The organism is Pseudomonas arsenicoxydans (assembly GCF_900103875.1).
Lineage (GTDB): Bacteria > Pseudomonadota > Gammaproteobacteria > Pseudomonadales > Pseudomonadaceae > Aquipseudomonas > Aquipseudomonas arsenicoxydans.
Window position 1 is genome coordinate 5,749,311 of record NZ_LT629705.1, and the last position, 23,246, is coordinate 5,772,556.

A 23,246-nucleotide genomic window follows, 5' to 3' on the forward strand; every position below is an offset into this window, starting at 1 on the left:
AAACGTCTCGCGAGGATGACCGATTGCGGCCACCCTAACGAGGGTGTTGCGCAGGGGCAAGTTCAGCCAGCGTTTTGTTTGGCCTTGGCGCGCATTTTGTCGGCCATGACGGTCATTTCGTTGTAGAGCAGTTGTGGGTTCTTCTGCTTGAGCGCCCACGCCATGCGGCCCTGTTCGTGGGGCAGGATCATGAACTCACCGGCGGCGACGTGCTCGTAGATATAATCGGCAATGTCGGTCGCGGTGATCGGCGAACTTTCCAGTAGTTTGCCGACCTGGGCTTTCATGGCCGGGGTCGGGCCGCGGAAGGAGTCGAGCAAGTTGGTCTGGAAGAACGAAGGACAGACCACATGCACGCCCACTTCCTGCTGCGCCAATTCGATCAGCAAGCTTTCGGACAATGCAACGACGCCGGCTTTGGCCACGTTGTAGTTGCTCATGGCCGGGCCTTGCATCAGGGCGGCCATCGACGCGATGTTGATGATCTTGCCTTTGCTTTTTTCCAACAGCGGCAGGAAAGCCTTGCAGCCCTTGACCACGCCCATCAGGTTGATCGCGATCTGCCAATCCCAATCTTCAAGCGACAGCTCACTGAAGAAACCGCCCGAGGCCACACCCGCGTTGTTGACGATGACATCGATGCCGCCCAGTTTCTCTTCGCACGCTTGGGCGAAGGCCGTCAGCTGGCTGTAATCGCGCACATCGCAACGCTGGATAAACCCGTCACCGCCGGCTTCCTTGACCAGCTTGAGGGTCTCTTGCAGGCCAGGCTCGCTGACATCCGACAAGGCCAGCTGCCAGCCTTCACGCGCCCAGCGCAGCGCGATTTCGCGACCCAGGCCTGAGCCTGCGCCAGTGATCATCATGCGATTTTGCATAGCAAACAGCCTTGTCGTTCCGGGAAAGATGCGCTGAGTGTAGCGAAGGACATTGCCCGACCCACGCTCCATCAGATTGCTGAATGGCCCGAGCAAACCACGGCAAACCTGCCACAATTAACGTTGCAAAAACGAAATAAGCCTATCTTCGAAAAACATTAAAAAAACTTGGAATTTTCTGACCCACGCGCCAGTCCGACGTTATAAGCAGCTTGAATTAAATGCTTTCCAGCTGACAGTTTAAAGCTAGGTCACTTCGGAACACTTCCAACAAGGAAATAGACATGGGCACAATTCTTATCGTTATTCTGATTCTTCTACTGGTAGGTGGTTTGCCGGTCTTCCCACACTCCAGAAGTTGGGGTTATGGCCCGTCGGGTATCATCGGCGTGGTATTGGTAGTGCTGTTGATTCTGCTGTTACTCGGCAAGATCTAACGATCTGACAGGCAAAAAAAGAGGCCCTTGAAAAAGGGCCTCTTTTTTATTGCCGAAAATTTAGTCCGGCTTGCCGTCTACCACACCGGCGGTATTGTCGAGCAGGCTCTTGGTCGCCGTCTGCAGGAACGATTCAAGCTTGAGCTTCAACTCCGCGGTGCGTGGATCGTTAGGTACGATCTCGGCGTGCGGCTTAGCGCCCAATTCATAGCGGTACATCTTCGGCTCCATTTCCTTCTCTTTGGGCAGCACCAGAATCTGGTCAGCCGTGAGAATGGCCGTGGTCTGTTCGCTGCCCGATGGCTTGATCACACCAAAACCGGTGTCGCCTTCAGGCAGGTTGAGCAGGTCACGCCCCCAGCACTGATGGCGCACTTCGCCACCGATACGACCCATGATGGTCGGCACGATGTCGATCTGAGTGCCCACGGTGTGGTCACGCTGGCCGAACTTTTCCTGGATACCGGGCGCGATCATCAGCATCGGTACGTTGAAACGGCCCAGGTCCATTTCGGTGATTTGCTGTTCGTTACCGAAACCGTGGTCACCCACGATCACAAACAGGGTTTCCTTGAAGTACGGCTCTTTACGCGCCTTCTCGAAGAACTGACCCAACGCCCAGTCGGCGTAACGCATGGCGGTCAAGTGCTCGTTGAGGCTGCCGCGATCAGTCACGCGCTCGACCGGCAATGGCGTCGGCAAGGCATACGGAGTGTGGTTGGACAGCGTCTGCAACAGGGCATAGAACGGCTTGCCGTTTTCCCGCGCCTTGAGCTCTACCAGGCCACGGTCGAACATGTCCTGGTCGGACACACCCCACGTCGGATCGGAGAACACCGGGTTCACGAAGTCGTTACGACCGATGAAGTTGGTCATACCTTGGTTGCTGAAGAAACCCGACTGGTTATCCCAAGCGAAGTCGCCGTTGTAGACGTACACATCGTCGTAGTCACGGGCACTGAGCAACTGCGGCAGGCCGGACAGTTTGTGGCTGCCTTCCGGGGTTTGCATCAGGTATTCGAAACCCGGCAGGTTGGGGAAGCAGGCCATGGTGGCGAACATGCCCTGGTGGGTATGGGTGCCGTTGGAGAAGAAGCGGTCGAACAGCAGGCCTTCCTTCGACAATTTGTCGAGGTACGGCGTAATGTTGCCCGGGCCGCCCAGCGCGCCGACCGAGTGACCGGCCATGCTTTCCATCAGGATCACAACCACGTTCTTGATCGGCAGGGTCTTGTCAGCCGGTGGCGTGTAATCGCGACGCACGGCGGCGGTTTGGGCGTCCACCAGTTTTTCGTCTTTCATCACCAGCATGTCACGCACGGTCTGCTGAGCCAGAGGCTGCGGCAGCGTGGCTTTCCAGATATTGTCGCGCTCTTCGGACATCCGGCTCTTGGCCGCCGCGATCAGCGACAGGGTGCCGTTGAGGCCTAACTGGTTGGCGAAGTTCGAATCGGTGGTGTAGACGTCACCCCAGCGCAGCGGCGGGCCCTGACGCAAGGTGCCACGAGCGGCGACCACGCAGACCAGCAGGCAGACCACGAACACCATGATGCGCGCGTACCACGGGGCGATCTGGCGCGTGCCGATGCTGCCGCCGCTGAATGGGCCACGAGGCCGGGTCGCACGGTCCGCACCCTTGAACGCGAGAGTCAGGATCAGCGTCCCGAAGGCCCAGGCCAGCAGGTAGCGAACCACCGGAAAACCATACCAAAGCATGCTCATGACGGTAGACGGGTCTTCCTTCACATACTGGAAGACCAGACCGTTGAGGCGCTGGTGGAATTCGCGGTAGAAGTCCATTTCCATCAAGCCGAGAAACAGCGCGATACTCGAAGCGACGGTGAGCCAAAGGCGGAAAAAACCGCGTGCCGCCATCGCCCGGGCACTGAACAACGCCAGCAGCAACGGCACGCTGAGGTAGACCACCAGACGCAGATCAAAACGCAGGCCGTTGGCGAAGGCTTCAAGGAAGGTCGACGCCGATGTATCGAGAATCATCGAGCGGTTGTAGACCAGCAGCGCAACACGCAGCAGGCTGAACATGACCATCATGATAAAAGCGCACAGCAGCGTGTAGGCCAGATGCGATTTGACGGTCGGTTGCAGCAGGCGACTAGAAGCTCGCTGCTGACTCAGGGCGTCCGGGTTAACCATGTCGTTTTAGGACCCATTGGAAGTTGAAGTTTCAAAAATAAGGTGGCGACCTGCCCTCTGTTGGCCAGTTCTCGGCCCCGGGGCTTGCGCGGTGCGCAAATGTTGCACGATCACCCGCCTCATTGCCAATGATTACTGTTTGGCAGGCTGATCGGGCGGATTGTCTTGGAGGCTTTGTGAAAATTTCGTGCAACGTATATCCAGAAACAAAATAAACCCGTTTCACCCCCGTCAGAAATGCAAACGCCCCGAAAAGTCGGGGCGTTACATGAAAGCGCCGCTCGATTACTTCTCGGCGCGTTCCTTCAGGGCTTTGAGCGTGTTGAATGGTGCATCGACCACGAACTTGTTGGCCACCATCGACGGGATGCTGCCGCCTGGCTCGGTGTGCACCTGATAGGTCACTTCAACCTGGTCACCCTTGGGTACGAACTTCCAGAAACCGTCGACCTTGGTGACCCGCACGAAACCTTTTTCTTCCGGAATGTACTTCGGCACGCCTTCGAGTTTGCGAGTCAGGCTGCCGTCGGCGCCTTCAGTGGTGGTGACATGCAATACCGAATCACGCGGAGTTACCGGCCATGGCGTATTGAACTGGGTGTAGGTCCAATTCTGATCGCCTTCGTGCTTGAGCAGTTTCTGGGTCTTGCAGTCGTGAATCCAGGCGCAGGCGCCGGCCACGTCTTCCTGCAGTGCACGCAGTTTGGCGACGGTGGTCTTCATCATCGTAACGCCTTGATAGGCCTTGTAGTCAGAGCCGGCCACTTCACTCAGGGATACTTTGATACCGTCTTCGTTCTTGGCAACTTTCCAGTCTTCGGCGTGTGCCGCCGAGGTGGCCAGCACCACCGTCAAACCACACAGCACAGCCATACGATGCAGCGAACCCATAGTCTTATTCCTTATTGTTGAAGTTCCGTTCGTTGAACACATCACGCCGCCGTTTCTTGCTCCCACCAACCCAACAACTTGATCGCTTCGTCACTGCTGCTTCCGCAGACTTCGACATCGGCTGCAAATGCCGAGCAGACCGCCGGACGCTCCGGCATTCCGAACAGGCGACACAAGTTATCGACCGATAGCTGGATACAACGTTCGCCAGCGGCTTTGCCATTGGGCATGCCGGGAATCGGCGAACTGATGGAAGGGGCAATGCAACAGGCGCCACAGCCTTCACGGCACTTCATGACGAAAAGCTCCTCGCGGGGCAATGTGTTAAAGGACGAGGCACAGAGTAACCGCTAAAACAGCCGTTTAAAATTACCTGGACCGGGGTTTTTGCACTCAAACGAGCGTGACCGACCAGTCTCCGACAAAGCGTCTGCGTCGCGGGTCACGAATCAGTGGCGTTTACTGCTTGAACTCGAAATCCAGTGCTGCGCCTTCGACATCCCGGCGTTCTTCGTTACGCCGTTGCAACTGCATTTCGTTGTTGAGCAGACGGCCGTTGAGCTGAAATGGGCTGCTGCTCGCCTTGTCACCAAACATTTGTGGCAACACCGCATCGTGCCGGGGCAACGGCACCGTGCCGATCGGCTTCAGCTCTTCAACCATGCCTTGAGGCAAGCTCAAGTCCAGTTTGACCGGAGGAAGTGGGGTTTTCACCACTTCGCTGGCCGATTTTGACTTGGAGGCAATGGGCGGGCGCTTTTTCACCGTCGGCTTCTTTTTCACCGGCGCGACTTTTTTTACAGGAGCTGCTTTCTTCGAGGATGTACTGGCTACCGGTTTTTCCTGAACGGAAGCGCCCATGACGCCTTCGGCGTGAAAGGTCATCAACAGGCATAACGACAGCCAGATGGCAGGATAAATCGGTTTCATGGACCCAACAGGTCTAACGGCAGAGGGCCATATGCTCGCCTGTTGCGCGCAACAAGACAAGCATGGACAGGCTCTCTTCAAATGCCGCCGGCCGTCTCCTGGCAAAGCTGAGTCGCCAACATTCCCAATGTCATCAATGCACGCTCGGCTTCACGGTTCCACGGTATGCCACAGTTCAGCCGAATGCAGTGATTGAACTGCTCGGTATTACTGAAAATCAACCCCGGCGCAATGCTGATGCCCTGCTGTAAAGCACGCACATGCAGTTCCTGAGTGTTGACCCGCCCCGGCAGACTGACCCATAGAATAAAACCGCCGGTAGGCCGGGTCATTTGCGTGCCTTCCGGGAAATACTGCTGCACGGCCAGCTGGAACGCGCTGAGGTTCTTGCGATATTCCTGACGAATGTAGCGCAGGTGACGGTCGTAACCGCCGTTCTCCAGGTAAGCGGCGATCCCCATTTGCGTGACACTGCACGCCGAATGCGTGCTGAAGGTCTGCAAACGCTGAATTTCCTGCTGATACTTGCCGGCGATCATCCAGCCAATGCGCACGCCCGGTGACAGGGTTTTAGAGAAGCTTGAGCAATAAATCACGCGATCCAGCCGGTCATAGGCTTTCAGGGACTTGGTGCGCCCCTGCTCAAACATCAGCTCGCCATAAATGTCGTCTTCGACGATCTGGATATCGAAATCCGAAGCCAGGCGCAGCAGTTGTTTCTGCCGCTCTTCAGGCATGGTGCCGCCCAATGGATTGCTCAGACGAGTGGTCAGTACCAGCGCCTTGATCGACCACTGGTTAGCGGCCAGTTGCAGGGCTTCGAGACTCATGCCCGTCGCCGGGTCGCTCGGGATTTCAATGACTTTGAGGCCCAGCAGGTCGGCCAGCTGCAGCAATCCATAATAGGTCGGTGATTCGGCTGCAATCAGATCGCCAGGCCGGGTCAGCACCCGCAGTGACATCTGCAACGCGTCAACGCAACCGTGGGTGATCACCACTTCGGACGGGTCGACCACAACGCCAGCATCGCGCATGCGGATCGCCACCTGCCGGCGCAACGGTTCGAAACCGGGGCTGAACATGTAGCTGAAAGCCCGCGGGCTATGGAAACGGGTGACTTTGGCCAACTGCTGGTGCAAGGCGCGGACCGGCAGATAGTCGACGCTTGGCACCGCCGCCCCCAAGGGAAAAACACCCTCGCGGCGCGACTCGACGAGCACTTGTTGAATGATGCTGCTGCGCGTGACCAGGCCGGGGCGCTCGACCCGGGCAATATCCGGGGTCGGCGCGGTCAGGGCCGGCGTCTGGTGTACGTAGTAACCGGACTGTGGCCGGGCGCGGATCAGCCCTTGATCCTCAAGGTTGGCGTAAGCCTGCAACACGGTCGCATGGCTGACGTTGAGCTGCGAGCTCATCTTGCGTACCGAAGGCACGCGCTCCCCTGGCTGATAGACGCCACGGCGGATGTCTTCGGCCAGTTGCTGAGCAATACGTTGGTAGAGCAAGAGATTGGTCATGACGCAGCACTCGATTTCACGGGCATTTTATTCTTGTGTGAAACAATACCGGAACAGTTTAGAAGTGTACTGGGACAGTTGCCACAATAGTCGACCGTACAGTGCAGTGTCAGCAAAAACTGTACTGCTTTGTGAAGCTATTGGCAGGCGTAAAAAAACCCGGCGCTGACAGGCAGGCCGGGTTTTCCAGTGACGCGGTCCTTAGCGGGCGGCGCCGAGCTGGCCTTTTTCGTCGGAGAACACAATTTCCACCCGTCGGTTCTGCGCGCGACCACGCTCGGAAGCGTTCACATCCACCGGGTATTCATCGCCGTAGCCTTCGACTTTGATACGTTTATCGTCGATACCCAGGTCCATCAGCACATCCGCTACTGACTGCGCACGGTCACGGGACAGCTTGAGGTTGTCCTGTTTGCCGCCAGTGCTGTCGGTGTAGCCCTCGATGCGAACCACACGCTTGGGATTGAGTTGCAGGAATTGCACGATCTTGAGCACCACACGGTTCGCCGAGTTCTTCAACTCCGCCTCACCTGTATCGAACAGCACGTCACCCAGGGTCATCACCAGACCGCGATCGGTCTGCGTGGTCGCCAGTGCAACGATCTGTTCTTCGAGCCACTTGCCCTGCTGCTGCACGCTGAGCAACTTGGACTCACGCAAGGCCAGTTGCAGGCGCTGACGCTCCAGTTCGAGCTTCGCCGCGCGCTCTTCGTTGAGTACTTGATTGGTATGTTCACGCGCGATTTCACTGTAGCGCTGGCTCAGGTACGCGTAATGCACCACGTCCGCACCGCTGCCCCAATAGCTGGAAAGCCGGTCGGCGCGGGCCAGGGACTCACCGGCGCGGATCACATCCTTGGGAGCGATTCGCAGCACGTTGGAGTCTTCCTTGACCTTCTGGAAGTCGCTGCCGGCCTGCTGCAGCGCGGTCTCGCTGTGTTGACCGGCGCAACCATAAAGGCTCGCGCAACCTGCGAGGATCAAACCGCCGAGTGCTTTGGACGTGAGGCTCATTGGGCATCTCCCAGTTGCTTGCGCAGACGAGTGATGCGGGTGTTGAGCACGTTCAACTGCTCCTCGCTCTTGAGCGTCAGCACTTTCGCTTCAGCCAGGCGCGCATCCAGCTCGGCCTGCTCGGCCCGCATGCGCGCATGCTTGTACGAATGATCGGCCATGTCGCCCTGGGCGCGGGAAAACTTTTCTTCGGCCAGCTTCAATTCCGGCACATCGTCGGCAGTGGCGCCAACGGCCTTGGCTTGTTCGAGGGTCTGTTCGGTCAAGCGTATTTGTTCATTCGGCGCCGGATCGGCTGCACAACCCGCCAGAGCCAGAACGGCCAGGGCAGCGAAAAGAGGTCGAATACTCACTAAAAATCCCTACTGTTTTGGGGTACTGACAGGCAGTTGCTGCGGTTGTTGCTGCTGCGCTTTCCAACGCTCGATGTTGCGTTGCAACACAGCCTCCGTCAGTCCGGACGCGGGCAATTCTGTCATCTTTTTGGCCAGCTGTCCGCGTAACCAAGGATCGTTGCAGGCGGAGTTGTGGGAAACCGCGAGGAACAGGCCGGGCTTGTCGACCGGTTGCGGGCGAGGGATCAGGTCATTGGCCATGCTCAGTGCCTGCGCGGCGGCCATGCCCGAGTAGCGCCCGGCGAGGACGAATTCCACCTCCCCCAGCAGCAATTTCTGAAAGGCCTGGGTCAGGTTTGGAGTGCGTACCAAGGTCAATTGCTGCTCGGCGAAAGTGCCAAATGCCTGGGTCATTCGAGACCTTTCCGACAGCGCGCCGGGATGGCCATGGAGATCCAGCGCTTGGTTATAGACCAGCGCCGAGTCTTTACGGGTCCAGACCAGGTAATCATTTTCCAGCAGCGGCGGATGGATGTAATCCAGGGTTTCCAGTTCACTGGTGGTGAGAGGCGCGTCGGCCAGCATGTCCATGCGCCCGCTGCGCACTTCATCCAGTGCCTGTGAGCGCTTGCCGGCATAAAGCAGCTCGACCTTGATGCCCATCTCCCCCGCCACCTGTTGCAACAGGTCAGCACTGGCACCGATCAAGTGCTTGGGGTTCTGCGGGTCTTGCCACAGGTAGGGCGGTGCGTCCGGACTGCCGGTCACCACCAGGCGTTCGCATTTGCCCGCCGCGCTGGACAGCGCCGGCAATACCGCTAATCCCAGCAAGCCCCACACGAGACGCAGATCCATGCCCAAATACTCCTCTCAATCCCGGTTATGCCAGCTGTAGGAGCTGTCGAGTGAAACGAGGCTGCGATCCTTTCAGGCCCACTTGAATCCCAAGATCAAAAGATCGCAGCCTCGTTTCACTCGACAGCTCCTACAAAAGAACAAAAAAAAGCCCGACCAACAGGCCGGGCTCTTTATAAGTGAAGCAGCCGGATTAGACCAGCTTCTCCAACTCAGGGATGGCTTCGAACAAGTCCGCCACCAGGCCGTAATCGGCCACCTGGAAGATCGGCGCTTCTTCGTCCTTGTTGATCGCAACGATCACTTTGGAGTCTTTCATGCCGGCCAGGTGCTGGATCGCGCCGGAGATACCGACGGCGATGTACAGCTGTGGAGCAACGATCTTGCCGGTCTGACCGACCTGCATGTCGTTGGGTACGAAACCTGCGTCGACCGCGGCGCGCGAAGCACCGACGGCAGCGCCCAGCTTGTCGGCCAGGGCGTACAGGTGTTTGAAGTTGTCGCCGTTCTGCATGCCTCGACCGCCGGAAACGACGATCTTGGCAGCGGTCAGTTCAGGACGATCGGACTTGGCCAGTTCTTCGCCGACGAAGCTCGAAGTGCCAGCGTCGTGTGCAGCAGCAACCGCTTCAACAGCAGCGGAGCCACCTTCGGCAGCAACTGGATCGAAACCGGTAGCACGCACGGTGATGACTTTCACGGCAGCGTTCGATTGAACGGTGGCGATGGCGTTACCGGCGTAGATCGGACGCTTGAAGGTATCAGCGCTTTCGACCGAGATGATCTCGGAGATCTGGTCAACGTCCAGCTGAGCGGCTACGCGCGGCAGGATGTTTTTGCCGTTGGAAGTGGCGGCAGCCAGGATGTGGCTGTAGCCCTTGCCCAACTCTGCAACCAGAGGAGCGACGTTTTCCGGCAACTGGTGAGCGTAGGCAGCGTTGTCGGCCACCAGCACTTTAGTCACGCCTGCGATTTTCGCTGCGGCTTCAGCCACGGCGCCAACGGCCTGGCCGGCAACTAGAACGTGAATGTCACCGCCGATTTTGGCGGCAGCGGCCACGGTGTTCAGTGTGGCCGGGGCCACTACTTTGTTGTCGTGTTCAGCAATAACCAAGATAGTCATTTAGATTACCTTCGCTTCGTTTTTCAGTTTCTCGACCAGTTCAGCCACCGACTTGACCTTGATACCCGCGCTGCGTGCAGCTGGCGCTTCGACTTTCACGGTCTTGTTGGTGGAGGCGGTGGAAACGCCCAAAGCGTCCGGAGTCAGCACTTCGAGAGGCTTCTTCTTGGCTTTCATGATGTTTGGCAGGGACGCATAACGCGGCTCGTTCAAACGCAGGTCGGTGGTGACGATGGCCGGCAGCTTCAGGGAAACTGTCTGCGCGCCGCCGTCGATTTCGCGGGTCACGGCAACGGTGTCGCCGGACACTTCGACTTTCGATGCGAAGGTGCCCTGACCGTAGCCGCTCAATGCAGCGAGCATCTGGCCAGTCTGGTTGTTGTCGCTGTCGATGGCTTGTTTGCCAAGGATCACCAGCTGAGGCTGTTCCTTGTCGACAACAGCCTTGAGCAGCTTGGCAACGGCCAGGGAAGTCAGATCTTCAGCGGATTCGACGAGGATGGCACGGTCGGCACCCAGAGCCAGCGCAGTGCGCAGTTGCTCTTGAGCGGTGGACGGGCCTACGGAGACGACGACGATTTCAGTCGCAACACCTTTCTCTTTCAGGCGTACGGCTTCTTCCACTGCGATTTCGCAGAACGGGTTCATCGACATCTTGACGTTGGCGAGGTCGACGCCGGAATTGTCCGCCTTGACGCGAACCTTGACGTTGTAATCCACAACGCGTTTGACAGCTACAAGAACCTTCATGGATTCCTCGTTACTCTCCGGTGAAAAGAAAGTCGCCTAGGCGAACCTGGCGGTTTGATGCTCATCGGCGCAAGGGCACCTCTAAAAACGCTGGCAGGTGTATCGGGTGACCTTGCTCACGAGGCAGATGACCGTTCGTCAGTGGTGACCGACAAGTCATTTATTATCGCGGCGTGTAAACTGCGCGCCAAATCTGCGCAACAAATCACCTTGTACTGCCATCGCCCTGTCTTTAGAGGTGCTCTTGATACCAACAGTCAGCCTACGGCGAGTGCAAAACCGACCGTATCTTGACCGGAACGCTTATTCCGGTCAATACGGCAAAATGGCCGTTCATAAGCCGCGTGACTTTGATTTCTCTGGCTTTGAGCCAATTCAAACAAACGTTTGTATTGGACGCTAGGAGTGGTGTAGATATAATGCGCCACCCAAAGAGAAAGGTGGTCAATCGATTGTCCGTGCTGCGCGTTGAGCAGTCATTCATGGATGCGACACCAAACCTCCAATTAGAAAAAAAACTGTTGAGCCTTGAGTAGGAGATAACCTGTGGAACGCGAATACATGGAATTCGACGTCGTCATCGTCGGTGCCGGCCCCGCTGGTCTTTCCGCCGCCTGCCGCTTGAAGCAGAAGGCCGCTGAAGCCGGTAAGGAAATCAGCGTCTGCGTGGTCGAAAAAGGCTCCGAAGTCGGTGCTCACATCCTCTCCGGCGCGATTTTCGAACCGCGCGCCCTGAACGAATTGTTCCCGGACTGGAAAGAACTCGGCGCCCCGCTGAATACGCCAGTCACCCGCGATGACATCTTCGTTCTCAAGAACGCCGACAGCGCGCAAAAAATTCCAGACTTCTTTGTGCCCAAGACCATGCACAACGAAGGCAACTACATCATCTCCCTGGGCAACCTGTGCCGCTGGCTCGCCCAGCAGGCCGAGAATCTGGGCGTGGAAATCTACCCGGGCTTCGCCGCCCAGGAAGCGCTGTTCGATGAGAACGGCGTGGTGCGCGGAATCATCACCGGTGATCTGGGGGTCGACCGCGAAGGTCACCCGAAAGAAGGCCTGTACACCCCAGGCATGGAGCTGCGTGGCAAGTACACGTTGTTCGCCGAAGGTTGCCGTGGCCACATCGGCAAGCAACTGATCAAGCGCTTCAACCTCGACAGCGAGGCTGACGCCCAGCACTACGGCATCGGCCTGAAAGAAATCTGGGAAGTTGATCCGGCCAAGCACCAGCCTGGCCTGGTGGTCCACACCGCCGGTTGGCCGATGGACATCATGGGCACCGAGAACACCGGTGGCTCGTTCCTCTATCACCTGGAAAACAACCAAGTGGTCGTCGGTCTGATTGTCGATCTTTCCTATAGCAACACCTACCTGTCGCCGTTCGACGAGTTCCAGCGCCTCAAGCATCACCCGGTGCTCAAGCAGTACCTGGAAGGCGGCAAGCGCATCAGTTACGGCGCACGCGCCATCTGCAAAGGCGGCCTGAACTCGCTGCCGAAGATGGTGTTCAAGGGTGGCGCTCTGATCGGTTGCGACCTGGGCACCCTGAACTTCGCCAAGATCAAAGGCAGCCACACGGCGATGAAGTCCGGCATGCTCGCCGCTGAATCCGTGGCCGATGCATTGTTCGCCGAGAAAGACGGCACCGAAGAACTGACCACTTACGTCGACGCATTCAAGAAGAGCTGGCTCTACGACGAACTGTTCTCCAGCCGCAACTTCGGCCCGGCGATCCACAAGTTCGGCGCCATCGTTGGCGGCGGTTTCAACTGGCTCGACCAGAACATTTTCGGCGGCAAACTGCCGTTCACCTTGCACGACACCAAGCCGGATTATGCTTGCCTCAAGCTCGCGGCGGACTGCAAGAAGATCGACTACCCGAAACCCGACGGCAAGATCAGCTTCGACAAACTCAGCTCGGTGTTCATCTCCGGTACCAACCATGAAGAAGAACAGCCGTGCCACCTGAAGCTGACCGATCCGAGCATCCCCATCGGCAAGAACCTGCCGCTGTACGATGAACCAGCCCAGCGTTACTGCCCGGCCGGCGTGTACGAAGTGGTGACCAAGGAAGACGGCGAAAAACGCTTCCAGATCAACGCCCAGAACTGCGTTCACTGCAAGACCTGCGACATCAAGGACCCTGCACAGAACATCACCTGGGTGGCGCCGGAAGGTGCTGGCGGCCCGACTTACCCGAACATGTAAGCCGAACGCCTGAACATCAAGGCTCCCGAACGGGGGCCTTTTTGTTGCCCGCCATTCAAGCCACACCACAGAGCCTCATTACCAACTCAAGCAGCGCGCTCATCCCCTGGATTACGCTCGAAGTAGCGCTTGTACTCGCGACTGAACTGCGACGTGCTCTGATACCCCACTCGATGCGCCGCTTGCGCCACACCCAGGCCTTCGGCGAGCAACAATTGCTGTGCCTTGAGCAAGCGTAAGCGCTTCAAGTACTGCACCGGCGACAACAAGGTGCTGCGCTTGAAATGCTCATGGAAGGTCGACGCACTCATGTTCGCGCAACTGGCCAGCGTCTCGACGTTCAGCGGTTCGGTGTAATGCCCGTGCAGATGGTTGAGCGAGGCCGCAATCCTGGCGAACTGCCCCTGCTGCTCCACCAGCGCCCGCAATACATCCGCTTGCGGACCGCGTAACGCGACGAACAATAATTCGCGCAATCGCGCCGGCCCCATGATCTGGCATTCCTGCGGATCGTGCAGGCAACGCAACAATCGCTCCACGCAACCGCGCATGTCATCGTCGAGCACGGCCGAGGCCATCGACTCTGGCGTTTGCGCAGCAATATTGCGCCCCGGCGCCAATCCCATGGCCAACACCAACTCACCGAGCAAGACCCGATCAATGGCAATCGAAACCCCGAGCATCGGCCCGTCCGGCGCTGAAAACGTTTCGCACTCGAAAGGCACCGGTAATGCCTGGATCAGATAATGCCCGGCGCCATATTCCAGGGTTCGCGGCCCGAGGTACGCCAGTTTGCTGCCCTGGGCGATGATCACCAGGCTCGGCTCGTAGATCTGTGGACCACGCGCCACATCACAACTGGCCCGCAAAACCTGCACGCCCGGCAACGCCGTAGGGGCAAAGCCGTCGCGAGTGGTCAGCGGCTGGATCAACGAAACCAACGTGGCATTGGCGTCGAGATGACGGGTCAACAACATGGGAGTTCTTCACCAAAAAAGTTGCGGAAAAAGGGATGAAAGCATCATCGCAGGTCTGATCGCCAATGCACCCCATTAAAGGCTGATGCCGGAGGATTAGGCATGACACCCGGAGGAATCGCCATGGCCGGTGGCCGGCACGGCGCCCAAAATGCGTCGCCTCACCTGTCACTGCTTTTGCGAGGTTCCTCATGTACACCGCCATCGGATACGCCGCCCAGTCGGCCACCACTCCCCTCGCCCCCGTAAAATTCGAACGCCGCAGCCCTCGTGCTGACGACGTTGCCATCGATATTCTTTACTGCGGCGTCTGCCATTCCGACATCCATCAGGCCCGCAACGAGTGGGGCATTGCTGTTTACCCACTGATGCCTGGTCACGAGATCGTAGGCAAAGTTACCGCCGTCGGTGCGAATGTCACCCGGCACAAAATCGGCGACCTGGTCGGCGTGGGCTGCATGGTCGATTCTTGCCGCAGTTGCGAAGCCTGCCAGGCCAACCTTGAGCAATATTGCCTCGAAGGTCCGACCATGACCTACGCCACCCCGGACCGGGTCGATGGCAGCAACACCATGGGCGGTTACTCCGACAGCATCGTGGTCAGCGAACACTTCGTGGTGCGCATCCCGGAAAAACTCGACCTGGCCAGCGCCGCGCCGATCCTTTGCGCCGGCATCACCACCTACTCGCCGCTCAAGCATTACGGCGTGAAAGCGGGCGATAAGGTCGGGATTCTCGGTATGGGCGGCCTCGGCCACATGGGTATCAAGTTTGCCAAGGCGATGGGCGCCGAAGTCACGCTGTTCACCCGCTCGGCGAGCAAGGCTGAAGAAGGTCGTCGCCAAGGTGCGGACCACGTGATCGTGTCCACCGATGCCGAGCAGATGAAGGCAGCTGCCGGTCATTTCGACTTCCTGCTGGATACCATTCCGGTGCAGCACGACCTCAACCCCTACCTCGACACCCTGCGTTTCGACGGCGTGCACATTCTGGTGGGTTTGATCGAGCCGATTGATCCACCGGTCCACGCGGCCAAACTGGTGTTGGGCCGTCGGGTGCTCGCCGGTTCGTTGATCGGCGGCGTTGCCGAAACCCAGGAAGTGCTGGATTTCTGCGCCGAACACGACATCACCTGCGACATCGAAATGCTCAACATCCATCAGATCAACGAAGCGTTCACCCGCATGATTGCCGGTGACGTAAAGTACCGCTTCGTGATCGACATGGCGACGCTGAAGGTCTAAACCTTAGCGCCAAGCTCCGCCGAGAGCCGGGCCGTGACCCCTTTGATCAGGGGAATCAGCTCGGCCATTTTTTCCAGCGGCATGTACGGCACGGTGCTGGCGATGCTGATGCCGGCGACGATGCGCTTGCTGGCATCGCGGATCGGCGCCGCGACACAGCGGATCGACGGTTCGTTGTCTTCGAGGTCGAAGGCATAACCACCCGCGACATACTCGATCATGCGCTGCTGAAATTGCTCCCAGGACTGCTCCGGGTGCTGCGGCCAGAATTGATTTTTCCCACCCGCCGGCAGACTGACTTCGTACAGCCTTTTCCATTCTTCCTGCGTGTCATCGAGCATCAACGCCTTGCCGATCCCGGTGCGCGCCAACGGCATGCGATGGCCGACCCGCGAGCGCATTTCCGGGCCATTGCGCCCCGGATTCTTGTGCAGGTACAGCACCTCGTCACCTTCACGTATCGCCAGGTGAATGGTGTCGCCCGTCAACGCCGACAACTCATCCAGATAGGGACCCGCCAGCGTCACCAACGGCAATTCTTCGCGCGCCTGAAAACCCAGTTCGATCAGCTTCGGCCCCAGCAGATATCCGACTTGCGGCACCACGCGCAGGTAGCGCTCGTCCACCAGGCAACTGGCCAGACGATGAGTGGTGCTGCGTGTCGTACCGATCAACCGGGCGATTTCCTTGAGATCGCGGGCGCCACTGGCCACGGCCTGAACCACACCCAGACCGCGAAGCAGTGTCTGGGTGCCGGTCGGCGCGGCGTCCTTGGCGATTTTTGGGGCGTCTTCCTGCATATCCAGCCTTTACCGTTGAGCGAGTGAACGGGCGGCATTATGGTCGCCCGACGGCGGTCACTACAACTTGATACGCTCGACTTTGCCGACCAGCAAGATGTAGGAAAGCGCGCCAATCAACGCCAGAACCGAGATGTAGGTGATCGCCGGAGCGAACGAATCACCGGTAGCGAGGAAACCGATGACAATCGGCGTGGTAATCGCCGCCAGGTTGCCGATGAAATTGAACACCCCGCCGGTCAATCCGAGCAAGCGCGCCGGGGCCAGCGTGGAAACCAGCGACCAGGTGATCGAGGCCAGGCCGTTACCGAAGAACGCCAACGCGAGGAAGGCAATCACCAGTGGCGTCGACTCGACGAAATTGGCGCCGATGATCGAGGTGGAAATCAACAGTCCGCCAATGATAGGCAATTTGCGGGCGAACCCCACGGTGTAGCCGCGACGGATCAGAAAGTCGGAGAAGAAACCGGAGCACAACACGCCGACAAAGGCCGCGAGAAACGGTAGCGACGCCAACAGTCCGGACTTGATGAAGTCCATGCCGCGGTATTTCACCAGGTAGGTCGGGAACCATGTCAGGAAAAACCACAGTGTCGAATTGAGACAGAACTGCCCCAGGTAGATGCCCCACAACTTGCGTTTGGTCAGCACGACGCGCAGGTCGGTCCAGCTGAATTTGGCCTTGACCTTGGCTTGCTCGGCCTGGATATCCACCAGCCCGCCGCCTTCGCGGATCAGGTCGATTTCGGCGTCGTTGGCGCCTTTGAAATCCCGTGGCTCGCGATACACCGCGTACCAGATCACCGCCCAGAGAATGCCGACTACACCTGTGCTGACGAACACCATGTGCCAGCCAAATTCATGCTGCAGCCAGGCGAGCACCGGCGTCAGGAACGCCAGACCGACGAATTGCCCGGAGGTGTAGAAACCGATGGCCGTGGCGCGTTCGCGCTCGGGGAACCAGGTGGTGACCACGCGGCTGTTGATCGGATACGCCGGCGCTTCCAGGGCACCGACCGCCATGCGCAATACGAACAGCGCAATGAAGCTGGCGGCGAAACCGAGCATGACCGTGGCGACCGACCACAGCAGCAAGGCAACGCTGTAGAGAATGCGCGGCGGCACCCGGTCGACCAGCCAGCCACCGGGAATCTGCATGGCGGCGTAGGTCCAGCCGAACGCCGAGAAAATCAGCCCGACATGGATCGGGTCGATCCCCAGTTCGCTGGTCAGTGCCGGGGCGGCGATGGACAGGTTGCTGCGGTCCAGGTAGTTGATCACCACGGTGATGAACAGCAGGACCATGATGAAAAAACGCTTGCGACTGGGCGTCACCAACGACGCCTGCCCGGTGAGGGTTTGCGGTTGCATGAGGGATGCCTCTTCTTATGTTTATTGAGGTCGAATTGAAATCGGTTGTTGCCGAAAATCTCCTGTCCATGGAGATCAAACGGTGGGAGCCAGCCTGCTGGCGATAGCGGTGTGTCAGGCAACATGCATGCTGGATGTGCCAACCAAATCGCCAGCAGGCTGGCTCCCACAGGGGGTTGCGGTGGGTTAGAAGGAACTCACCACTCGGCGAAGCTACCGTCGGCATGACGCCAGATCGGGTTGCGCCAGCGGTGGCCGACCGCCGCACGTTCGATCACGTACTCTTCGTTGATCTCGATGCCCAGGCCCGGGCCATTCGGGATCTTCACGAAGCCTTTGTCATAGTCGAACACCCGCGGATCCTTGACGTAATCCAACAGGTCGTTGCTCTCGTTGTAGTGAATGCCCAGGCTCTGCTCCTGGATGAACGCGTTGTAACAAACCGCATCCAGTTGCAGGCACGCCGCCAGCGCGATCGGGCCCAGTGGGCAATGCAGCGCCAATGCCACGTCGTAGGCTTCGGCCATGTTGGCAATCTTGCGGGTTTCGGTGATGCCACCGGCGTGCGATGCGTCCGGCTGGATGATGTCGACGTAACCTTCGCTGAGCACACGCTTGAAATCCCAGCGCGAGAACAAGCGCTCGCCGAGGGCAATCGGGGTACTGGTCAGCGGCGCCAGTTCCTTCAGCGCTTCGTAGTTTTCGCTGAGCACCGGCTCTTCGATGAACATCAATTTGTACGGGTCGAGTTCCTTCATCAGCACCTTGGCCATAGGCTTGTGCACCCGGCCATGGAAGTCCACGCCGATGCCGACGTTCGGGCCGACCGCGTCACGCACGGCAGCAACGTTGGCCAGGGCAAGGTCGACTTTCTCGAAGGAGTCGAGGAATTGCAGCTCTTCGGTGCCGTTCATTTTCACGGCGGTGAAACCACGCTCGACCGCCTCTTTCGCCGCACGAGCGGTGTCTGCCGGGCGATCGCCGCCGATCCATGAATAGACGCGAATCTTGTCCCGCACCTGACCACCGAGCAGATCGCTGACCGATACCCCCAGGGCCTTGCCCTTAATGTCCCACAACGCCTGGTCGATGCCGGCCAGCGCGCTCATGTGGATCGCGCCGCCGCGGTAGAAGCCGCCGCGATACAGCACGGTCCAGATGTCTTCGATGTTGCGTGGGTCTTTGCCGATCAGGTAGTCGGACAATTCTTCAACGGCTGCCGCCACGGTGTGCGCGCGGCCTTCGACCACGGGCTCGCCCCAACCGGTCACGCCTTCGTCGGTTTCTATCTTGAGGAAGCACCAGCGCGGCGGAACGATGAAGGTGGTGAGTTTGGTGATTTTCATCTGTGCTCTCTTTTTGTAGATGCAGCTCTTATTAGGTGCAGCGCGCTCGGCGCCAAAAAAGTCTTAACGCAGAGCGTTCCATGCGGCGACATACGCCTTGGCGTTGACTGCCACTTCTTGCGCGGTCATGCCCGGTTTGAACAACCCGGAACCGAGGCCGAAACCTTTGACGCCCGCGTCGATAAACACCTGCATGTTGTCCGGTGTAATCCCGCCGACCGGCGCCAGAATGGTTCCGGCCGGCAGCACCGCGAGCCAGGCCTTGACCACGGCCGGGCCCATTTGCTCGGCCGGAAACATCTTCAGCACGTCCGCGCCTTCGGCCAGTGCGGCAAAGGCTTCGGTCGGCGTGGCAACGCCCGGCGACAGGAACAGCCCCGCCGCTTTCGCCGCGCGCAGCACCTTGGGATCGCTGTGCGGCATGACGATCACTTGGCCGCCCGCCGCTTTCACTTGCTCGACCTGCTCCGGCGTCAACACCGTGCCCGCGCCGATCAGGCAATCGGCGGGCAACGTACTGCGCAGGATGCGAATGCTGTCGTACGGCTCGGGGGAATTGAGCGGCACTTCGATGACGCGAAATCCGGCGGCGTAAAGGACTTCGCCAATGGCGGCCGCTTCTTGCGGGCGCAGGCCACGCAGGATCGCGATCAGACCGTTTTGCGCCAGTGCTTGCTTGAGCATGTCAGACCTCCAGTCAGGTTTAACGGGATGGGGTTGGAGTGATCAGTCCGGCGGCAACCGCCAACTGCCACAAGCCGCGCTCGGTGGCATTTTCAGCCAGCGTCACGTGGGCAAAACCGCAGGCGTCGAGTGCCCGGCGGTAGCGGGCACAGAGTTGGGCATTACCGATAAGGATGACCGAGGGCAACGTAGCGTTGCTGCGTCGGCGTCGCTGAACGTTGGCCAGCGCTGACAGCTCATGGCCGATCAGCAGCCCGGATAAATAGTCCGGTTGCGCAGTGGCACTCAGTTCGCCGGTCAGGCCGAGGCTGCGCGCACTGAAGAGTGTCGACAACGGCCCAATCTCGCCGTCCGCCGACAGGGCGACCTGCACGCCTCGGTCAAACGCTTCGCCATCAAAGGACGCGCCGCGTTGCTGGGTGCGCCCCAGAATGCTGTGTTCGCTGAGCACGGCGAAGATCTCGCCGGTCATGAAAGTGTCGAAATGCACGATGCAACCGTCGGCCACTTCCACCCATTTCGAATGACTGCCCGGCAGGCCGATCAACAGATCAGTGCCTCGCTCGACCGGCAGATTCTGCAGGACACCCAGCACTTGGGTTTCTTCACCGCGCATCACATTCGGCAAGCGCGAACGCTGAATCACGCCCGGCACGATGTGCACATCGATACCGCGAAGACTGCGAACCGATTGCAGGGAGTTGCCGAGATGGGCGACGTTCGCCGGCGTGTCGCAGTAGGCCGCTTCGTGCCAGCCCTGCGCGCTGCCGACCATGCCGCAGGCGATCACGGGTAAATCGGGTTGAGCGTCGAGCCAGTCACCGCAAGCCTCATCGAAGGCCAGTTCAAAACCGTCGGGGCATTCCTGGCCGTTGATGATTCGCGGCGTCCGCGGCAGCTGCATGATCCCGGACGACAGCGAACGCTGTTCCAGCACCTGGCCACCCGCGGCGAGTTTGTAAGCACGTAATGAGGTTGTCCCCCAATCGAGCGCGATCAATTGCGCCAGCATCGCTTCACCTGTTTTGTTTATTGGCAGTGAGTGAGCTGGACTATAAACCCGAGAGCGGGTAAATCTCAATATATAAATATCTCTCCCATATTATGGGACAAAGGCAAAAAAAATCGCAGCCTTGGTCAGCGCCTACACCTGGGTGTAAAAACTGCCAAAGGCCGCGATCGTTCAGGGAGTCAGTTGCCCTCGGCAAACTCGCGCAACACCGCCCCGTCCATCCGATACCGAACCCACTCTTCCTGAGGCTGCGCCCCCAAAGACTTGTAAAATTCGATGGCCGGTTTATTCCAGTCCAGCACGCTCCATTCAAACCGCCCGCAGTCATTGGCGCAGGCGATTTTAGCGAGGTGGCGCAGCAAGGTTTTGCCGGCGCCGCCACCGCGCTGTTCGGGGGTGATGTAAAGGTCTTCGAGGTACAGGCAGTTGCTGCCCAGCCAAGTCGAGTAGCTGAAGAAGAACACGGCGAAGCCGATGGGCAAGCCGTCGCGCAGGCAGATCAGGCCATGGGCGGTGGCGCCTTCGCTGAACAGGCTGCGCTCGATGTCGGCAACGCTGGCGATGACTTCGTGGCGGGCACGTTCGTAGTCGGCCAATTCAGTGATGAACCCGAGGATTTGCGGTGCATCGCTGGGGGTCGCCGGGCGGATCTCGATCGTCATGGACGTGCCTTCGTCAAAGTTTGAAAACGCCATACTAAGTCGGCGCGAGGGACTCGTCACACTGGAAATGCAAAGCTGATCCGTGGAGCATGTGCCGCAGCCAGAAACGTTTTCACTTAACAGGATGTTTATGACCACTGATGCTTTCGCGCCACTGCAAACCCTCGCAGCGCAGCTACTGCCCCACGCACTCGAGCCCTCGGAGGATGGCGCTCACGATCTGTCCCATCTGCAACGGGTGTGGCACAACGTGCGCACGCTTCACGCTGAAGAAGCTGGCGACCTTGACGTGTTGCTGGCGGCGGTGCTTTTGCATGATTGCGTGGCGGTGGAGAAGAACTCGCCGTTGCGCTCGCAGGCGTCACGACTGGCTGCCGAGAAAGCGTCTGCCGTGTTGGCCGACATGAATTGGCCCAGCGCAAAAATCAACGCGGTGGCCCACGCCATCGAAGCGCACAGCTTTAGCGCCAACATCGCCCCACTCACGCTCGAAGCGAAAATCGTGCAGGACGCCGACCGGCTCGATTCCCTCGGTATGCTCGGTGTCGCGCGCACGTTCTATATCGCCGGACGCATGGGCAGCGCGCTGTACGATCCGCAAGACCCGCAAGCGAAGGCGCGGGACTACGATGACAAGCGTTTTTGCCTCGATCACTTTCAGACCAAGCTCCTGCATCTGGCGGACGGTTTCCAGACGGTCACCGGCCAGCGCCTGGCGCGTATCCGGCATGATCGGTTGAAGGGCTTCATGGAGTTGTTCGAGGAAGAAATCGGCATCGTCTGAATCCAATACTCCGGCCAGCAAGGGGCCTGGACCGTTCGTCGTTCATAAGGCACCAAATTAAATCGAGGGCGGACCAACATCAGGTAAGGACTCTTATTAAATGGAGACGAACCATGATCACATTCCGCTTGACTGCCCTCGCACTCGCCACGCTGCTGTCCTCTGCCGCCTTCGCCGCAACCAGCACCTCGGGGACCGGCCCGACCGACCCGGTCGAAAGCCCTAAATCCCCGACGACTCAAAGCTCGCCCGGCCTGAACATCAACGGCACGGGCGTCGACAGCGGCCTGCCTCCCTCTACGGGCACCGACCCGCGGACTCAAGGCAACGACGCGGGCCGTCAAGGTGGAATGAATCAGCCCGATACCCAGACGCCCGACAACGCCGGCAGCGGCATCGGCTCGAAAACCACCACCGGTGGTTCGGGTTCCGAGGGCGGTGCCAGCCAATAGTTCGCCGATGCGAGTTGCACCTATCCACATCCATGAAGAGGTAAGCATGAACGTCGATAAAAACCTGGAAAAAGAAGTCTTGACCCGCCTGCTGCACGCCCACCCTGGTGGCTTGGGCAAGGAGGTCCTGGACAATTACCGGGGGGAGAAAGTCGTGGCCAGCACTCTCGCCACTTTGCAGGACCGTGGGTTGATCCAGCACGGGCATGTGACGTGCAACGAGGCCGGCGAGCACTCGCTGAACCTGCCGATCAAACTCAGCGCCGCCGGGGTGGAAGCGGCGCGCAAGCTGGACGTTTAACACTCTGAATCAGGTCGCCGTCGTGCGCGGCGGCGACTGTTTGACCGACTCTACAAGCAGCAGGAGAAATCCCATGCCTCGTGGAAGCAAAGACAAATACACCGCCGAGCAGAAACGCAAGGCAGAACACATCGAAGACAGCTACGAGAAAAAAGGCATCTCCAAGGATGAAGCCGAAGCTCGCGCCTGGGCGACGGTGAACAAGCAGTCCGGTGGCGGCGAGCGCAAAGGTGGTTCCGGACGCAAGAAACCGGCGAGTGCCAAGTCCGAAGATCGCAAGGAGTCATCGCGCCGAGCGGTGGCCAGTCGCGAAGGTCATCCGCGCAATAGCAAGGCTTCGCGGGACACTCAGACCGTCGACAGTTTGAGGAAGGAAGCCAGCGCCAAGAGGATTCCGGGGCGCTCGAGCATGCGCAAGCAGGAGTTGATCGAGGCGTTGCGCAAGGCTGGATAAATCCAGGATTTTTACTGAATTGGATGGCCCTTTCGCGGGCAAGCCCGCTCCCACAGGGATCCGG

25 protein-coding genes are annotated in these 23,246 nt (G+C 59.1%); 7 read left to right on the forward strand and 18 right to left on the reverse strand.

Annotated features, from left to right (window positions below; genetic code table 11):
* Positions 1–62: 62 nt before the first annotated feature.
* A complete protein-coding gene (locus tag BLQ41_RS26865) occupies positions 63–878 on the reverse strand; it encodes an SDR family oxidoreductase (RefSeq protein ID WP_090186649.1) in 816 nt (271 codons plus the stop codon).
* A 278-nt stretch (positions 879–1,156) separates the two neighbouring features.
* Between BLQ41_RS26865 and BLQ41_RS26870 the strand changes: the two genes are divergently transcribed.
* Complete coding sequence (locus tag BLQ41_RS26870) at positions 1,157–1,315, forward strand: DUF3309 family protein (protein ID WP_169858239.1); 159 nt, start codon at positions 1,157–1,159, stop codon at positions 1,313–1,315.
* 60 nt (positions 1,316–1,375) lie between these two features.
* On the opposite strand, the gene BLQ41_RS26875 is transcribed toward BLQ41_RS26870, so the two are convergent.
* The 10 genes from BLQ41_RS26875 to BLQ41_RS26920 form a co-directional block, all read right to left on the reverse strand.
* Positions 1,376–3,469, reverse strand: coding sequence for an LTA synthase family protein (locus tag BLQ41_RS26875; protein ID WP_090186652.1), 2,094 nt, complete (start codon positions 3,467–3,469; stop codon positions 1,376–1,378).
* A gap of 285 nt (positions 3,470–3,754) precedes the next feature.
* Complete coding sequence (locus BLQ41_RS26880; protein WP_090186654.1) at positions 3,755–4,360, reverse strand: START domain-containing protein; 606 nt, start codon at positions 4,358–4,360, stop codon at positions 3,755–3,757.
* Between the two features lie 41 nt (positions 4,361–4,401).
* Positions 4,402–4,656, reverse strand: coding sequence for a YkgJ family cysteine cluster protein (locus tag BLQ41_RS26885; RefSeq protein WP_090186656.1), 255 nt, complete (start codon positions 4,654–4,656; stop codon positions 4,402–4,404).
* A 163-nt stretch (positions 4,657–4,819) separates the two neighbouring features.
* A complete protein-coding gene (locus BLQ41_RS26890) occupies positions 4,820–5,290 on the reverse strand; it encodes a translation initiation factor 2 (RefSeq protein ID WP_090186659.1) in 471 nt (156 codons plus the stop codon).
* Between the two features lie 77 nt (positions 5,291–5,367).
* Positions 5,368–6,807, reverse strand: coding sequence for an aminotransferase-like domain-containing protein (locus BLQ41_RS26895; protein WP_090186661.1), 1,440 nt, complete (start codon positions 6,805–6,807; stop codon positions 5,368–5,370).
* A 201-nt stretch (positions 6,808–7,008) separates the two neighbouring features.
* The gene (locus BLQ41_RS26900) at positions 7,009–7,821 is read right to left on the reverse strand and encodes an OmpA family protein (protein ID WP_090186664.1); all 813 of its coding nucleotides are present in this window, start codon (positions 7,819–7,821) and stop codon (positions 7,009–7,011) included.
* Positions 7,818–8,174, reverse strand: coding sequence for a DUF4398 domain-containing protein (locus BLQ41_RS26905; RefSeq protein WP_090186667.1), 357 nt, complete (start codon positions 8,172–8,174; stop codon positions 7,818–7,820). The genes BLQ41_RS26900 and BLQ41_RS26905 overlap by 4 nt, the downstream gene beginning before the upstream one ends.
* Before the next feature lie 9 nt (positions 8,175–8,183).
* Positions 8,184–9,011 carry a substrate-binding periplasmic protein gene (locus tag BLQ41_RS26910; protein WP_090186668.1) on the reverse strand — a complete coding sequence of 276 codons (828 nt, stop codon included), beginning with the start codon at positions 9,009–9,011 and terminating at the stop codon, positions 8,184–8,186.
* A gap of 193 nt (positions 9,012–9,204) precedes the next feature.
* Positions 9,205–10,134: an electron transfer flavoprotein subunit alpha/FixB family protein gene (locus BLQ41_RS26915; RefSeq protein ID WP_090186671.1), complete on the reverse strand. Its 930-nt coding sequence runs from the start codon at positions 10,132–10,134 to the stop codon at positions 9,205–9,207.
* Positions 10,135–10,884 (reverse strand): electron transfer flavoprotein subunit beta/FixA family protein, encoded by a 750-nt coding sequence (locus BLQ41_RS26920; RefSeq protein WP_090186674.1) that lies wholly within the window; start codon positions 10,882–10,884, stop codon positions 10,135–10,137. It lies immediately after the preceding gene.
* 546 nt (positions 10,885–11,430) lie between these two features.
* On the opposite strand from BLQ41_RS26920, the gene BLQ41_RS26925 reads away from it, so the two are divergent.
* A complete protein-coding gene (locus tag BLQ41_RS26925; RefSeq protein WP_090186676.1) occupies positions 11,431–13,095 on the forward strand; it encodes an electron transfer flavoprotein-ubiquinone oxidoreductase in 1,665 nt (554 codons plus the stop codon).
* A gap of 86 nt (positions 13,096–13,181) precedes the next feature.
* Here the strand turns inward: BLQ41_RS26925 and BLQ41_RS26930 are convergent, their stop codons facing one another.
* Complete coding sequence (locus tag BLQ41_RS26930; protein WP_090186679.1) at positions 13,182–14,072, reverse strand: AraC family transcriptional regulator; 891 nt, start codon at positions 14,070–14,072, stop codon at positions 13,182–13,184.
* Between the two features lie 191 nt (positions 14,073–14,263).
* Between BLQ41_RS26930 and BLQ41_RS26935 the strand changes: the two genes are divergently transcribed.
* Positions 14,264–15,316 (forward strand): NAD(P)-dependent alcohol dehydrogenase, encoded by a 1,053-nt coding sequence (locus BLQ41_RS26935; RefSeq protein ID WP_090186682.1) that lies wholly within the window; start codon positions 14,264–14,266, stop codon positions 15,314–15,316.
* Here the strand turns inward: BLQ41_RS26935 and BLQ41_RS26940 are convergent.
* From BLQ41_RS26940 to BLQ41_RS26965, 6 genes are all read right to left on the reverse strand, one after another.
* Positions 15,313–16,116, reverse strand: coding sequence for an IclR family transcriptional regulator (locus tag BLQ41_RS26940; RefSeq protein WP_090186684.1), 804 nt, complete (start codon positions 16,114–16,116; stop codon positions 15,313–15,315). The two genes, BLQ41_RS26935 and BLQ41_RS26940, sit on opposite strands and share 4 nt — an antisense overlap.
* A gap of 60 nt (positions 16,117–16,176) precedes the next feature.
* The gene (locus BLQ41_RS26945) at positions 16,177–17,487 is read right to left on the reverse strand and encodes an MFS transporter (RefSeq protein ID WP_090186687.1); all 1,311 of its coding nucleotides are present in this window, start codon (positions 17,485–17,487) and stop codon (positions 16,177–16,179) included.
* Between the two features lie 197 nt (positions 17,488–17,684).
* A complete protein-coding gene (gene dgoD, locus BLQ41_RS26950; RefSeq protein ID WP_090186690.1) occupies positions 17,685–18,833 on the reverse strand; it encodes a galactonate dehydratase in 1,149 nt (382 codons plus the stop codon).
* Positions 18,834–18,896: 63 nt separating this feature from the next.
* Positions 18,897–19,517, reverse strand: coding sequence for a 2-dehydro-3-deoxy-6-phosphogalactonate aldolase (locus BLQ41_RS26955; protein WP_090186692.1), 621 nt, complete (start codon positions 19,515–19,517; stop codon positions 18,897–18,899).
* A gap of 19 nt (positions 19,518–19,536) precedes the next feature.
* Entirely contained in the window at positions 19,537–20,529 is a 993-nt protein-coding gene (locus BLQ41_RS26960; RefSeq protein WP_090186696.1) for a 2-dehydro-3-deoxygalactonokinase, read from the reverse strand.
* Between the two features lie 179 nt (positions 20,530–20,708).
* Complete coding sequence (locus BLQ41_RS26965) at positions 20,709–21,191, reverse strand: GNAT family N-acetyltransferase (RefSeq protein WP_090186699.1); 483 nt, start codon at positions 21,189–21,191, stop codon at positions 20,709–20,711.
* A 130-nt stretch (positions 21,192–21,321) separates the two neighbouring features.
* Between BLQ41_RS26965 and BLQ41_RS26970 the strand changes: the two genes are divergently transcribed.
* The 4 genes from BLQ41_RS26970 (at position 21,322) to BLQ41_RS26985 (ending at position 23,182) form a co-directional block, all read left to right on the forward strand.
* A complete protein-coding gene (locus BLQ41_RS26970) occupies positions 21,322–21,975 on the forward strand; it encodes an HD domain-containing protein (RefSeq protein WP_090186702.1) in 654 nt (217 codons plus the stop codon).
* 113 nt (positions 21,976–22,088) lie between these two features.
* Entirely contained in the window at positions 22,089–22,427 is a 339-nt protein-coding gene (locus BLQ41_RS26975) for a hypothetical protein (protein ID WP_090186703.1), read from the forward strand.
* Between the two features lie 46 nt (positions 22,428–22,473).
* Complete coding sequence (locus BLQ41_RS26980; RefSeq protein ID WP_090186707.1) at positions 22,474–22,728, forward strand: hypothetical protein; 255 nt, start codon at positions 22,474–22,476, stop codon at positions 22,726–22,728.
* 73 nt (positions 22,729–22,801) lie between these two features.
* A complete protein-coding gene (locus tag BLQ41_RS26985; RefSeq protein ID WP_090186710.1) occupies positions 22,802–23,182 on the forward strand; it encodes a Rho termination factor N-terminal domain-containing protein in 381 nt (126 codons plus the stop codon).
* Positions 23,183–23,246 lie beyond the last annotated feature (64 nt).